Raw genomic sequence first — 11,807 nt, 5'->3', positions numbered from 1 at the left:
TTATTTTACCAGTTAATCCGCGACTTACGTCACGGTGTGTCGAACAAGGCCGCCAGTTGCTCGATGATTGTGCCGCCCAGTTGCTCGGCGTCCATGATCGTCACCGCACGCGCATAATAGCGCGTCACGTCGTGGCCGATGCCGATCGCGACCAGCTCGACCGGCGACTTGCCCTCGATCCAGCCGATCACCTGGCGCAGATGCCGCTCCAGATAGCTGCCCGAATTGACCGACAGCGTCGAATCGTCGACCGGCGCGCCGTCGCTGATCACCATCAGGATGCGCCGCTCCTCGGGCCGCGCGAGCAGCCGGCTGTGCGCCCAGAGCAGCGCCTCGCCGTCAATATTCTCCTTGAGCAGCCCCTCGCGCATCATCAGGCCGAGGTTGGTGCGGGCGCGCCGCCACGGCTCGTCCGCCTTCTTGTAGACGATGTGGCGGATATCATTGAGCCGCCCCGGCTGCGGCGGGCGCCCCGCCGCCAGCCACGTCTCGCGCGCCTGCCCGCCCTTCCACGCGCGGGTCGTGAAGCCCAGGATCTCGGTCTTCACGCCGCAGCGCTCCAGCGTCCGCGCGAGGATATCGGCGCTGATCGCGGCGATGCCGATCGGCCGGCCGCGCATCGAACCCGAATTGTCGATCAACAGCGTCACCACCGTGTCGCGGAAATCGGTCTCGCGCTCGATCTTGTAGCTCAGCGACTGGCCCGGTGTGACAACGACGCGCGCCAGCCGCGCCGCGTCGAGCATGCCCTCGTCCTGATCGAAATCCCACGACCGCGACTGCTGCGCCATCAGCCGGCGTTGCAAGCGGTTGGCGAGCTTCGACACCGCCGACTGCAGATGCGCGAGCTGCTGGTCGAGATAGCCGCGCAGCCGCGCCAGTTCCTCGGCGTCGCACAGGTCGGTGGCGGCGACGACCTCGTCGAACTGCGTCGTCCACGGCTTATATTCGAACTGCGGCATGAAATCGCTGTTCGGGCGGTTGGGGCGCACCGGCTGCATCCCCTCGTCCCCGTCGTCGCCGGGTTCGCCGTCGAGGTCGTCCATCGACTGGTCGCCGAATTCCTCGCCTTCGCCGTCGTCGCTGTCCGATTCCTGCGCCTCGCCGCGGGCGTCGACCTCGCCTTCGCCTTGGCCGCCCTCCTGCTCCTGATCCTCCTCGCCCTCGTCCTGCTGCTGCTCGTCGGTGCCTTCGTCCTCCGAACCGCCCTCGTCGGCATTCTCGGGCAAGACCTCGCCCTCGACCAATTCCAGCTCCTCGAGCATCTTCATCGCGAGGCTCTGGAAGGCACGCTGGTCGTCGAGCGCGAGCGCGAGGCTCGACAGATCGGTGCGCGCGTCAATCCATTCGCGCACCAAAGCGAGGCCGGGCGCCGCGGCGGCGGGCGCCTCCAGCCCGGTCAGTTTCTCGCGCACCAGCAGCGACAATGCGCTGGCCAGCGGCACTTCCTCGCGCGTCCGCGCGCGCGTGATCGGGTCGCTGCGCATCCGCACGTCGAGCGCATGCGCCAGATTGTCGGTGATCCCCGCATAGCCGCGGCTGCCCAGGGCCTCGACCCGCGCGCTCTCGACCGCGTCGAACACCGACCGCGCCACCGCCTCGGCCGGCGCATGACGCGAATGCAGCGCATCGTCATGATGGCGCAGCCGCAACGCGAAACCGTCGGAAAAGCCGCGCGCCTCCGCCACTTGCTCGGCAGGCAGCGTGCGCGGCGGCATCGGCACCTTGATATGCTTGCCCGATTGCACCGGCGCATCGGCGGTGAAGCCGAGTTCGACCTCCGGCTCCTCCGAAATCGCGCGCGCCGTCCCGGCGAGCACCGCCTTGAACCGGTCGAGGGGGGTATCGTTTGCCATCAATTGTCCAGTGCGCGTTGCGCGGCGTCCAGCAGCGCGGGGATATCGGTGCGCGCCGTATCGTAGATAACCTGCGAATCGATCCGGCTGTATTCATGGCGCAGTCGATTGCCGAGACTACGCACATCGTTGAACGGTACGGGGAGAGCGAGCACACCAACGGCTTCCGCACCGATCTGTACGACCGCTTCCGATATCCGTTCGATACACCGTTCGACCGCATCGGCGACCAGCTGGTCCGCCCGGAAGCGATCGTAATCGTAGCCGTCGAGATAGACCGAGATGCGGTCGGCATTGTCGACGATATGGTGAAGACGGCTTTCAATACGATCAAAAGACATGGACGCGATCCCGATCGACCTGCGCCTGCAACCGCGGCTCCAGCGACGCCTCGGTCATGAAGTCGACCTTGACACCGAGCATGTCCTCGATCCGGCCTTCGATCCCGAAGAAGCCGAACGGGCCGAGCGCACGGATCGCATCATAATCCACCGTCGCGACGAGATCGACGTCCGAGTCCGGCCGCGCCTCGTCGCGCGCCGTCGATCCGAAAATCGACAGCCGCGTGATCCCGAGCTGGCGCAGTTCGGGTTCACGCGCACGCAACCGCTCGAGAGCCTCGGCCTTCGTCATCCGGTCCTTACGCTTTCCCCACCACGCTCTCCGGCAGGTCCTTGCCGAACACGCGCTGGAAATATTCCGCGACCAGCGGGCGCTCGTTCTCGTCGCATTTGTTGAGGAAGCTCAACCGGAACGCGAAGCCGACGTCGCCGAAGATCAACGTGTTTTGCGCCCAGGTGATCACCGTACGCGGGCTCATCACCGTCGAGATATCGCCGTTGACGAAGCCCTTGCGCGTCATGTCGGCGACGCGGACCATCTGTTCGACGGTCTTCTTCCCCTCGGGCTTGTCGTACTCGCCCGACTTGGCGAGCACGATCTGCGATTCGACCGCCGCGGGCAGATAATTGAGCGTGACGACGATGTTCCAGCGGTCCATCTGGCCCTGGTTGATCTGCTGCGTGCCATGATAGAGCCCGCTGGTATCGCCGAGGCCGACCGTATTGGCGGTCGCGAACAGCCGGAACCACGGGTTCGGGCGGATCACGCGGTTCTGGTCGAGCAGCGTCAGCTTGCCCTCGGTTTCCAGCACGCGCTGGATCACGAACATTACGTCAGGCCGGCCTGCGTCATATTCGTCGAACACCAAAGCGGTCGGCGTCTGCAACGCCCACGGCAGGAGGCCCTCGCGGAATTCAGTCACCTGCTGGCCGTCGCGCAGCACGATCGCGTCGCGGCCGATCAGGTCGATACGGCTGATATGCGCGTCGAGGTTGATGCGGATACACGGCCAGTTGAGCCGCGCCGCGACCTGTTCGATATGGCTCGACTTGCCGGTACCGTGATAGCCCTGCACCATCACGCGCCGGTTATGCGCGAAGCCCGCCAGCACCGCCAGCGTCGTGTCCGGATCGAAGACATAGGCGGGGTCGAGATCGGGGACGCGTTCGTCCGCCTCGCTGAACGCGGGCACCTGCATATCGCTGTCGATGCCGAACAGCTCGCGGATGCCGACCATCTTGTCGGGGGCATCGAGGATCGTCGTCTCGCGGCTGTCGGGCTGGGTATTGGGGATGTCGGTCATCGGGTCGGGGCACCGTTTCGAAGCTGGGCAAATGAGAGGCGGCCCTCCCCAACGCGCGAAGCGAGCGAATGGCGCAACACATATCCAGTGGAAACGGATTGCCCCGCCGTCAAGCCGCCGCCGCGCCGTTCTGCGCCGCAAAGGTGCCAAGTATCGGAAATTCCCGTAAAGACGGATGGGCGATACGAAGAGAGATATCGCCGCACGGCGGCGGGCCGGATGACGAGCCCCCTCACACGAAGGCGGGCGCCTGCCGCAATTGCTGATATGCCGCGATCACCGATTGCAGCATCGCCTCGTGGCTCCGATCGCCGCCGTTGCGATCCGGGTGATAGCGCCGCACCAGCTCCGAATAGCGTTTGCGCAGCGCCGGCCGGTCGGCATCCGCCGCCAGCCCGAGCACCTTGAGACTCGCGCGATCCTGCCCCGACAAAGGCTTGCCGTCGCTCCGCTCGGGCGCGGCCTCGCGGCGATAGCGAGCGCCGATCGCGTCGAGCGGATCGTTGAAGTCCGCCCAGCGCGGGCCCTGGTCGCCATAGCCCGCCCGCGCGAACGCGCGCGTCTCGTTCTCCCAGCCCGCCATCGGCCGCTGTGCCTGATGGATCTCGTCGGCGGTCATGCCGTCGAAGAAATTGTAGCGGCTGTTGAACGCGCGGACATGGTCGAGGCACATCCAGCGGAACGCGCCCGGCCCGTTGCTCGTCGCGGCGCCCTCCAGCGGCGGTGCGCGGAATTCGCCCGGCTCCTCGCAGCCCGGCTCGGCACACACCCGGCCCTGTGCTTCCATGCGACCGTGAAACCGCGTCTGCGGCCGGTCCTTCTCGTCACTCGCGCGCGTCACGAACGCTCCCTAATTGGCGCAATGCCGATATATAGGCGCGATGACCGACACCGCTACCGCCGCTCCGCTCGCCGACATCATCGCCGCCCGCCTGACCGCCGCGCTCGCCCCCACCCATCTCGAAGTCCGCAACGACAGCCACCTCCACGCCGGCCATATGGGCGACGACGGCACCGGCGAATCGCACTTCACCGTCGTCGTCGAGAGCCCCGCCTTCATCGGTGCCAGCCGCGTCGCGCGTCAGCGCGCGGTGAACCAAGCGCTCGCCGATCTGTTGTCGACGCGCATCCATGCGCTCGCCATCAAGGCCCGCGCGCCGGGGGAATAAGCGCATGGTCTATCGCTTGTGGTATTGGCCGACGATCCAGGGTCGCGGCGAGTTCGTCCGCCTGGCGCTCGAAGCCGCCGGCATCGCCTATGAGGATTGCGCCCGTACCCAGGGTGCCGAGGCGATGATGCAGGACTTGGAAACGCGCGCCGGAGATGGCCGCGGTCCGTATGCGCCGCCCTATCTCGCGCTCGACGGCCATGCGATCGCGCAGGTCGCCAACATCCTCCAGTTCCTCGGCCAGCAGCACGACCTGGTGCCCTCCAACCTTGCCGACCGCTATTGGCTCAACCAGTTGCAACTGACGATCGCCGACCTCGTCGCGGAGGTCCACAACGTCCATCACCCCGTCGCGATGATGGACTATTACGACGACCAGAAACCCGAGGCCGCCCGCGCCGCCGCACAGTTCCGCGACGAGCGGCTGCCCAAATATCTCGATCATTTCGAGGCGGCGGCAGCGCAGGGCCCCGGCGACTGGCTGATCGATCATCGCTGGACCTATGGCGACACCTCGCTGTTCCAGCTGATCGAAGGGCTGCGCTACATGTTCCCCCAGCGGATGGCGACGCTGGCGCCGAGCTACCCCGCCCTCCTCCGCCTGCACGGCGCGGTCGCCGATTTGCCCGGCATCCGCGCCTATCTGGCCAGCGACCGCCGCCTGCCGTTCAACACCGACGGTATCTTCCGCCACTATCCCGAGCTCGACGCGGCGTAGCGGCAGGTTCGCCGACCTGCCCCATCCCGTCATCCCGGGCTCGACCCGGGATGACGGGATGGGGTATCCCCCAAGCCTGCGGAACGACAGCGTTTCGCGTTTGCCGCCTTCGCGCCGCCCCCGCGACCGGGTAAAGCCGTGCGATGGCTCGCATCCCCCGCCCCGCCGCCCGCATCCTGCTCGTCGACGGCGCCGGTCGCGTGCTGCTCATGCGCTTCACGCCCGACGACCGCCCGCCGCTCTGGTGCACCCCCGGTGGCGCGGTCGATCCCGGCGAGAGCTACGCGCAGGCCGCCCGCCGCGAATTGTGGGAGGAGGTCGGCCTCGACATGGATTGCGGACCCGAGGTGGCGCAGCGCACCTGCGAATTCCTCACCTTCGAACGCGTCGAGGTGATCGCCGACGAACGCTATTTCCGCGTCGACATCGACCGGCACGAGGTCAAGGCCGGCGCGCTCACCGAATTGGAGCAGCGCGTCCTCGCCGGCTCGCGCTGGTTCGAGCGTCACGAACTGGCCGATTGGCCCGAAACCATCTATCCTGCTGATCTCGAACAGCTTCTCAGCGAAACGGAGCCTGCCCGTGCTCGATGACTTCGTCCTCCAGACCATCACCCCGGTCACCCACGACCTCGGCGGCTTCAAGGTCCACCGCACGCTTCCCAACAAGGAGCGGACGATGGTCGGCCCGTTCCTGTTCTTCGACCAGATGGGGCCGGCCCATCTCGAGATCGGCAACGGCATCGACGTGCGCCCGCACCCGCATATCAACCTCGCGACGGTGACCTATCTGTTCGACGGCGCGATCGACCATCGCGATTCGCTCGGCACGCAGCAGCGGATCGCCCCCGGCGCGGTCAATCTGATGACCGCCGGCAACGGCATCGTCCATTCGGAACGCTCGCCCGGCGACGAGCGTCGGGCCGGTCCGGCGCTGTCCGGCATCCAGACCTGGCTCGCGCTGCCCGAGGCGCAGGAGGAGATCGATCCGGCGTTCGAACACGTCGCCAAGGCCGCGCTGCCGACGGTCGCCGCGCACGGCGCCCGCGCGCGCATCATCATGGGCGAATTGTGGGGGCAGCGCGCGCCGACGACGACCTATGCCGGCACGATCTACGCCGACATCGCGCTCGACCCCGGCGCGAGCGTGCCGATCGACGCCGCCGCCGAGGAGCGCGCGGTCTATCTCGCGATGGGCGAGGCGACGCTGGAGGGCGTGCCGCTCGAACCGATGAAGCTCTACGTGCTGCGCCCCGGCATCGCCGCGACGTTGCGCTCGGCGAGCGGCGGCCGCGCGATGCTGGCGGGCGGCGACGCCTTCCGCACCCCGCGCCACGTCTGGTGGAACTTCGTCTCGTCGAGCCGCGAACGGATCAACGAGGCCAAGCGCGCGTGGAAGGCCGGCGAGTTCCCGGTGGTCCCCGGCGACGACAAGGAATGGATTCCCATCCCCGAAGTCCCGAACACGGTGAGCTATCCCTGATCCCCTATGCCGGCCCCGCCTCCGCGGGGATGACGAAACAGGGACGGTGCAGCACAGGAGAGCCTCATGACCCCAGCGTTACGGCGCATCGCCCTCCCCACCGGCGTCGAACTCGACGTCGCCATCGCCGGCGATCCCGCGCATCCCCCGGTGATCCTGCTCCACGGCTTCCCCGAATCGCATCGCACGTGGCGCGGTATCCTGCCCGACCTCGCCCGCGACCATTATGTCGTCGCCCCCGACCAGCGCGGCTTCGCCCGCTCGTCCAAGCCCGAGGGCGTCGAGGCTTATACCGCCGACACGATCCTCGCCGACCTCGTCGCGCTCGCCGATCATCTGGACATCGACCGGTTCACGCTGGTCGGCCACGACTGGGGCGGCGCGATCGCGTGGATGGCGGCGCTCGCCCGGCCCAGCCGCGTCGCGCGGCTGGTGATCGTCAACGCCCCCCACCCCTATCTCTTCCAGCGCGCCTTGTTCGACGATCCCGCCCAACGCCGGGCGAGCCAATATGTCACCCGCTTCCGCGACACCCGGATCGACCAGGGCCTCACCGGCGCCGGCCTCGAGCGGTTCTTCGGCTCGACCTTCGCGCAGCACGTCACCCAGGCGATCGCCGGCGCCGACAAGGCCGCCTATCTCGACGAATGGTCGCAGCCCGGCGCGATGACCGCGATGCTCAACTGGTATCGCGCCTCGACCGTCATCGTCCCCGCGCCGGACGAAGCCCCGCCCCGCCCCGCCTTCCTCGACCGCCCCTTCCCGCCGGTGACGCAGGACACTTTGGTGATCTGGGGGATGCGCGATTCGGCGTTGCTGCCGCCGCTGGTCGACGATCTCGGTCCCTATGTGCCGAAGCTGACCGTCGAGAAGATCGACGCCGGCCATTTCGTCCCATGGGAAAAGCCCGAAGCCGTCCTCGCCGCGATGCGCCGCTGGAACATCTGAAGCTTCGCTCACCCTCACCCCTCGCCGGCTTCGCCGTCTCCTCCCCTCTCCCGGTGGGAGAGGGGAAAGGCGCGCAGCGCCGAGGCGTGAGGGTGAGCAGGCGCCCAGCTTTCGCGTTGCTGACCAAAACATTCTTCGTTCGTTCAGGCGGATAGGCCGAATAAGCGGCCATGCCCCGCTGGGGCGCCCGATCGAAAGGAGTGTTACGATGCGTAAGATCATCATCGCCGCCATCGCCGCCGCGACCATCCTGCCCGCCGCAACCGCCACCGCGCAGAGCGGTCGCGAAGTGCGCCAGAGCGAACGCGAAGTGCGCCAGAGCGAGCGCGATCTCGCCCGTGCCCGCGCGTACGGCGACCGCGGTGACGTCCGCGAAGCCCGCCGCGAGGTCCGCGAGGATCGCCGCGAATTGCGCGAGGATTGGCGCGACTATCGCCGCACCCACCGCGACGTCTACACCCGCGGCGGTTATGCCGGTCCGCGCGGCTATCGCTATCGCCCGGTGAACGTCGGCTATCGCTTCGCGCCGGAATATTACGGTCAGCGTTACTGGATCAACGACTACGGCACCTATCGCCTGCCGCGCCCGGGCTACGGCTACCAGCGCTGGGTCCGCTACGGCAACGACGTGGTGCTCGTCGACACCCGCTCGGGCCGCGCCGTGCAGGTCTACAACCGCTTCTTCTATTGATGACAGCCACTCCTCCCCCGCAAGGGGGAGGGGGACCGTTCGGCGATAGCCGAATGGTGGAGGGGGAGGAAAGGGTGGGAGCCTTGACGCGGGCTCTCACCCTTTCCTCCCCCTCCGTCACGCCTGCGGCGTGCCACCTCCCCCTGGCGGGGGAGGATTTATTCAATCCGCCTCATACGCCCCGCGCCGCATCACATAGTCGCGCGTTTCGTACGGCGCCGGCAGCCCCTCCACCCAGGCGCCATGCGCATGGGTCAGCGCCACCAGCTCCATCGGCGTCTCGCCCGGCCAGCCGCGCACCCGCACCTCGTGGCGGTGAAGATCGCGGTTCGGCTCCATCATCACCCAGCCGAGCGGCCGCTCCGCGCTCGCCCGCGCGCCCGCCGCCGCCATCGCCGCGACGATCCGCGCCCGCCCCTCGGCGGAGAGGTACTGCCACACCACCGAATGCATCAGCACCCGCGTCACCCCCGCCGCCTGCGGCTCGGCGAGCCGCGCCTCGACCCAATCCGCCGCATCGCCCCGCACCAGATCGACGCCGGCGCGGCGCACCTCCCCGATCGCCGCGGCGAGCCGCGCCAGCCGCTCCTGCGCATCGACCCAGACATAGGCCTCCAGCCGCGCCGCCTGCGCGGGATCGCCGACGTCGACCGGCGCGATATCGACGCCGCGCGCCGCGACCACCGCGACCGTGGCGGCGGGCGGCGCCACCCCGCGCCATTCCGGCGCGATCCGCACCGCCGCGTCCGCCGGCCCCACCGCCACGCCGCCGAGATCGAACCGATAGCGCCCGAGCATCAGATTGAGCCCCGCGCTCGACCCGATCTCCAGCACCTCGACCCGCGGCCCGAACCGCGTCGCCAGATGCAGCAGCCCCGTCATCAGCCCCGCCGACCGCGCCGCCTCGTTGGTCTGCGGCGGCCCGTCGAGCCAGGGCAGCAGCGCCGCATCGTGCTCGCGCACCACCCGCCCGAGCGTCACCGCGACCGCCGCCGCATCGGTCACCGCACCGTCGAACACCCGCGACAGCTCCGCGTCCACACCCGCACGATGCAGCGCATGCAGCCCGCCGATCAGCCGCAGCACCACCGCATCCGCCACCGGCTCGCCCGGCCAGTCGAGCACCCGCCGCCCGGTCGCGCTGGTCCGGTCGAGCGCCTGCCCCAGCGCCACGCAGACCCGCGCCGTCACCGGCGCCGCCATCGCCGCGCAATAGCCCGCCTGCACATCGAATGCCGCCCGGTTCTCCGCTTCGTTCGCCATCGACTCGCCCCCCTTCGCGACGCCGTGTTGCGCCCACCCCTGCCCGTCAGTAAAGCCCGGGCCGTGCCGACACCCCCCTTAGTCATCGCCGTGCCGAAAGGCCGTATCCTCGCCGAGGCGCTGCCGTTGCTGGCGCGCGCCGGTATCCACCCCGAAGCCGCCTTCGGCGACCCGGACAGCCGCGCGCTGCGCTTCGCCACCGACGTGCCGCATATCGAGCTGATCCGCGTCCGCGCCTTCGACGTCGCGACCTTCGTCGCGCACGGCGCCGCGCAGCTCGGCATCGTGGGGTCCGACGTGCTCGCGGAGTTCGCCTATTCCGAACTTTACGCGCCGGTCGACCTCGGCATCGGCCATTGCCGCATCTCGGTCGCCGAGCCCGCCGCGATGGCGGCGACCGACGATCCCCGTGGCTGGAGCCACGTCCGCGTCGCCACCAAATATCCGCACACCACCGCGGCGCATTTCGCCGCGCGCGGCGTGCAGGCCGAATGCGTGAAGCTGAACGGCGCGATGGAGCTGGCACCGACGCTCGGCCTCGCGCCGCGCATCGTCGACCTCGTCTCCTCGGGCAAGACCTTGAAGGAAAACGGCCTCGTCGAGGTCGAGGTGATCGCCGAGGTGACCAGCCGCCTGATCGTCAACCGTGCCGCGATGAAGACCCGCCCCGAAGTCGTGCCGCTGGTCGAGGCGTTCCGCCGCGCCGTCGCGCAAGGGCAGGCGGCATGATCCGCCTCGACACCCGCGACGCCGGCTTCGCCGACGCCTTCACCGCTCTGGTCGAGGGCCGCCGCGAAGCCTCCGCCGACGTCACCCGCGACGTCGCTGCGATCATCCGCGCGGTCCGCGACGACGGCGAGGCGGCGGTGGCGGCCTTCACCCGCAAGCTCGACCGCCACGATCTTGCCGAGACCGGCTGGCGCATCGAACCCGCCGCCTGCGCCGCCGCTTATGCCGCGCTCGACCCGTCGTTGCGCGACGCGCTCGATCTCGCCGCCACCCGCATCCGCGCCTATCACGAGCGCCAGAAGCCGACCGACACCGATTATACCGACGATGCCGGCGTCCGCCTCGGCGCGCGCTGGCGACCGGTCGATGCCGCCGGCCTCTACGTCCCCGGCGGCCGCGCCGCTTACCCCTCGTCGCTGCTGATGAACGCGATCCCCGCCAAGGTCGCGGGCGTCGGGCGGCTGGTGATGGTCACTCCCACGCCCGACGGCCAGATCAACGATCTCGTCCTCGCCGCCGCGCATCTCGCCGGGGTGGACGAGGTCTGGCGGATCGGCGGCGCACAGGCGATCGCCGCGCTGGCTTATGGCGCCGGCCGCATCCTGCCGGTCGACGTGATCACCGGCCCCGGCAACGCCTGGGTCGCCGAAGCCAAGCGCCAGGTCTACGGCGTCGTCGGCATCGACATGGTCGCCGGCCCCAGCGAGATCGTCGTGATGGCGGACGCGCGCAACGACCCGCAATGGACCGCCGCCGACCTGCTCAGCCAGGCCGAGCACGACGTCACCACGCAATCGATCCTGTTCACCGACGACGCCGCCTACGCCGACCGCGTCGCGGCGGCGGTCGGCGAGGAACTGGCGATCCTCCCCACCGCCGCGGTCGCCCGCGCCGCCTGGGACGCCAATGGCGCGATCATCGTCGTCGATTCGCTCGAGGCCGCTTGCCCGCTGATCGACCGTCTGGCCCCCGAACATCTCCAGCTCGCCGTCGACGACCCGCAGTCGCTGTTCGACCGCGTCCGCCACGCCGGCAGCGTCTTCCTCGGCCGCCACACGCCGGAGGCGATCGGCGATTACGTCGCCGGCCCCAACCACGTCCTCCCCACCGGCCGCCGCGCCCGCTTCGCCAGCGGCCTGTCCGTCCTCGACTTCATGAAGCGCACCAGCTTCTTGGGGCTGGACGAAGCCGCGCTCGCCGAACTCGGCCCGGCAACGGTCGCCCTCGCCCACGCCGAAGGCCTCCCCGCCCACGCCCGCTCGGTGGCGCTACGCCTGCGGCTCAACCGATAGGGCGGATCGAGATC

Annotated in this window: 14 protein-coding genes; 8 read left to right on the top strand and 6 right to left on the bottom strand. The window is 69.1% G+C overall.

Annotated elements, in window-relative coordinates:
* Positions 1-29: 29 nt before the first annotated feature.
* The 5 genes from cobT to SFC76_RS07410 all read right to left on the bottom strand — a co-directional run bounded on the left by cobT (position 30) and on the right by SFC76_RS07410 (position 4,288).
* Complete coding sequence (cobT, locus tag SFC76_RS07430) at positions 30-1,856, bottom strand: cobaltochelatase subunit CobT (protein WP_322848848.1); 1,827 nt, start codon at positions 1,854-1,856, stop codon at positions 30-32.
* A complete protein-coding gene (locus tag SFC76_RS07425) occupies positions 1,856-2,197 on the bottom strand; it encodes a DUF86 domain-containing protein (RefSeq protein WP_322848847.1) in 342 nt (113 codons plus the stop codon). The genes cobT and SFC76_RS07425 overlap by 1 nt, the downstream gene beginning before the upstream one ends.
* Entirely contained in the window at positions 2,187-2,489 is a 303-nt protein-coding gene (locus SFC76_RS07420) for a nucleotidyltransferase family protein (protein ID WP_322848846.1), read from the bottom strand. Before SFC76_RS07420 ends, SFC76_RS07425 begins: the two co-directional genes overlap by 11 nt.
* 7 nt (positions 2,490-2,496) lie before the next feature.
* Positions 2,497-3,501: a cobaltochelatase subunit CobS gene (gene cobS, locus SFC76_RS07415; RefSeq protein ID WP_038662320.1), complete on the bottom strand. Its 1,005-nt coding sequence runs from the start codon at positions 3,499-3,501 to the stop codon at positions 2,497-2,499.
* A gap of 232 nt (positions 3,502-3,733) precedes the next feature.
* Positions 3,734-4,288 carry a J domain-containing protein gene (locus SFC76_RS07410; protein ID WP_322849087.1) on the bottom strand — a complete coding sequence of 185 codons (555 nt, stop codon included), beginning with the start codon at positions 4,286-4,288 and terminating at the stop codon, positions 3,734-3,736.
* A gap of 94 nt (positions 4,289-4,382) precedes the next feature.
* On the opposite strand from SFC76_RS07410, the gene SFC76_RS07405 reads away from it, so the two are divergent.
* The 6 genes from SFC76_RS07405 to SFC76_RS07380 all read left to right on the top strand — a co-directional run bounded on the left by SFC76_RS07405 (position 4,383) and on the right by SFC76_RS07380 (position 8,509).
* Positions 4,383-4,670, top strand: coding sequence for a BolA family protein (locus SFC76_RS07405; protein ID WP_322848845.1), 288 nt, complete (start codon positions 4,383-4,385; stop codon positions 4,668-4,670).
* Between the two features lie 4 nt (positions 4,671-4,674).
* A complete protein-coding gene (locus SFC76_RS07400) occupies positions 4,675-5,388 on the top strand; it encodes a glutathione S-transferase (protein ID WP_322848844.1) in 714 nt (237 codons plus the stop codon).
* A gap of 143 nt (positions 5,389-5,531) precedes the next feature.
* Positions 5,532-5,981 carry an NUDIX hydrolase gene (locus SFC76_RS07395; protein WP_322848843.1) on the top strand — a complete coding sequence of 150 codons (450 nt, stop codon included), beginning with the start codon at positions 5,532-5,534 and terminating at the stop codon, positions 5,979-5,981.
* Positions 5,971-6,870 carry a pirin family protein gene (locus SFC76_RS07390; RefSeq protein WP_322848842.1) on the top strand — a complete coding sequence of 300 codons (900 nt, stop codon included), beginning with the start codon at positions 5,971-5,973 and terminating at the stop codon, positions 6,868-6,870. The genes SFC76_RS07395 and SFC76_RS07390 overlap by 11 nt, the downstream gene beginning before the upstream one ends.
* Before the next feature lie 66 nt (positions 6,871-6,936).
* Positions 6,937-7,818: an alpha/beta hydrolase gene (locus SFC76_RS07385; protein ID WP_322848841.1), complete on the top strand. Its 882-nt coding sequence runs from the start codon at positions 6,937-6,939 to the stop codon at positions 7,816-7,818.
* A gap of 208 nt (positions 7,819-8,026) precedes the next feature.
* Positions 8,027-8,509 (top strand): RcnB family protein, encoded by a 483-nt coding sequence (locus SFC76_RS07380; RefSeq protein WP_322848840.1) that lies wholly within the window; start codon positions 8,027-8,029, stop codon positions 8,507-8,509.
* Between the two features lie 162 nt (positions 8,510-8,671).
* On the opposite strand, the gene SFC76_RS07375 is transcribed toward SFC76_RS07380, so the two are convergent.
* Positions 8,672-9,772: a DUF2332 domain-containing protein gene (locus SFC76_RS07375; protein WP_322848839.1), complete on the bottom strand. Its 1,101-nt coding sequence runs from the start codon at positions 9,770-9,772 to the stop codon at positions 8,672-8,674.
* Positions 9,773-9,862: 90 nt separating this feature from the next.
* Here SFC76_RS07375 and hisG point away from each other — a divergent pair, with 90 nt between their 5' ends.
* On the top strand, positions 9,863-10,501 hold the full coding sequence (hisG, locus tag SFC76_RS07370) for an ATP phosphoribosyltransferase (RefSeq protein ID WP_322848838.1): 639 nt from the start codon (positions 9,863-9,865) through the stop codon (positions 10,499-10,501).
* Positions 10,498-11,793, top strand: a complete 1,296-nt coding sequence (gene hisD / locus SFC76_RS07365; RefSeq protein WP_322848837.1) for a histidinol dehydrogenase — start codon at positions 10,498-10,500, stop codon at positions 11,791-11,793. Before hisG ends, hisD begins: the two co-directional genes overlap by 4 nt.
* The last annotated feature ends 14 nt before the right edge of the window (positions 11,794-11,807 follow it).

This window comes from Sphingomonas sp. CD22, from assembly GCF_034556155.1.
Lineage (GTDB): Bacteria > Pseudomonadota > Alphaproteobacteria > Sphingomonadales > Sphingomonadaceae > Sphingomonas.
The sequence above is the reverse complement of the archived record's forward strand: the minus strand, read 5'-3'. Positions and strand labels throughout refer to the sequence as shown.

What these genes read in the sequence shown, in the direction of transcription:
- hisD (WP_322848837.1), top strand. Translation starts at nt 10,498, where the DNA reads ATGATCCGCCTCGACACCCGCGACGCCGGCTTCGCCGACGCCTTCACC.
- cobT (WP_322848848.1), bottom strand. Translation starts at nt 1,856, where the DNA reads ATGGCAAACGATACCCCCCTCGACCGGTTCAAGGCGGTGCTCGCCGGG.
- SFC76_RS07405 (WP_322848845.1), top strand. Translation starts at nt 4,383, where the DNA reads ATGACCGACACCGCTACCGCCGCTCCGCTCGCCGACATCATCGCCGCC.
- SFC76_RS07395 (WP_322848843.1), top strand. Translation starts at nt 5,532, where the DNA reads ATGGCTCGCATCCCCCGCCCCGCCGCCCGCATCCTGCTCGTCGACGGC.
- SFC76_RS07385 (WP_322848841.1), top strand. Translation starts at nt 6,937, where the DNA reads ATGACCCCAGCGTTACGGCGCATCGCCCTCCCCACCGGCGTCGAACTC.
- SFC76_RS07400 (WP_322848844.1), top strand. Translation starts at nt 4,675, where the DNA reads ATGGTCTATCGCTTGTGGTATTGGCCGACGATCCAGGGTCGCGGCGAG.
- SFC76_RS07380 (WP_322848840.1), top strand. Translation starts at nt 8,027, where the DNA reads ATGCGTAAGATCATCATCGCCGCCATCGCCGCCGCGACCATCCTGCCC.
- SFC76_RS07410 (WP_322849087.1), bottom strand. Translation starts at nt 4,288, where the DNA reads ATGGAAGCACAGGGCCGGGTGTGTGCCGAGCCGGGCTGCGAGGAGCCG.
- SFC76_RS07375 (WP_322848839.1), bottom strand. Translation starts at nt 9,772, where the DNA reads ATGGCGAACGAAGCGGAGAACCGGGCGGCATTCGATGTGCAGGCGGGC.
- SFC76_RS07420 (WP_322848846.1), bottom strand. Translation starts at nt 2,489, where the DNA reads ATGACGAAGGCCGAGGCTCTCGAGCGGTTGCGTGCGCGTGAACCCGAA.
- cobS (WP_038662320.1), bottom strand. Translation starts at nt 3,501, where the DNA reads ATGACCGACATCCCCAATACCCAGCCCGACAGCCGCGAGACGACGATC.
- SFC76_RS07425 (WP_322848847.1), bottom strand. Translation starts at nt 2,197, where the DNA reads ATGTCTTTTGATCGTATTGAAAGCCGTCTTCACCATATCGTCGACAAT.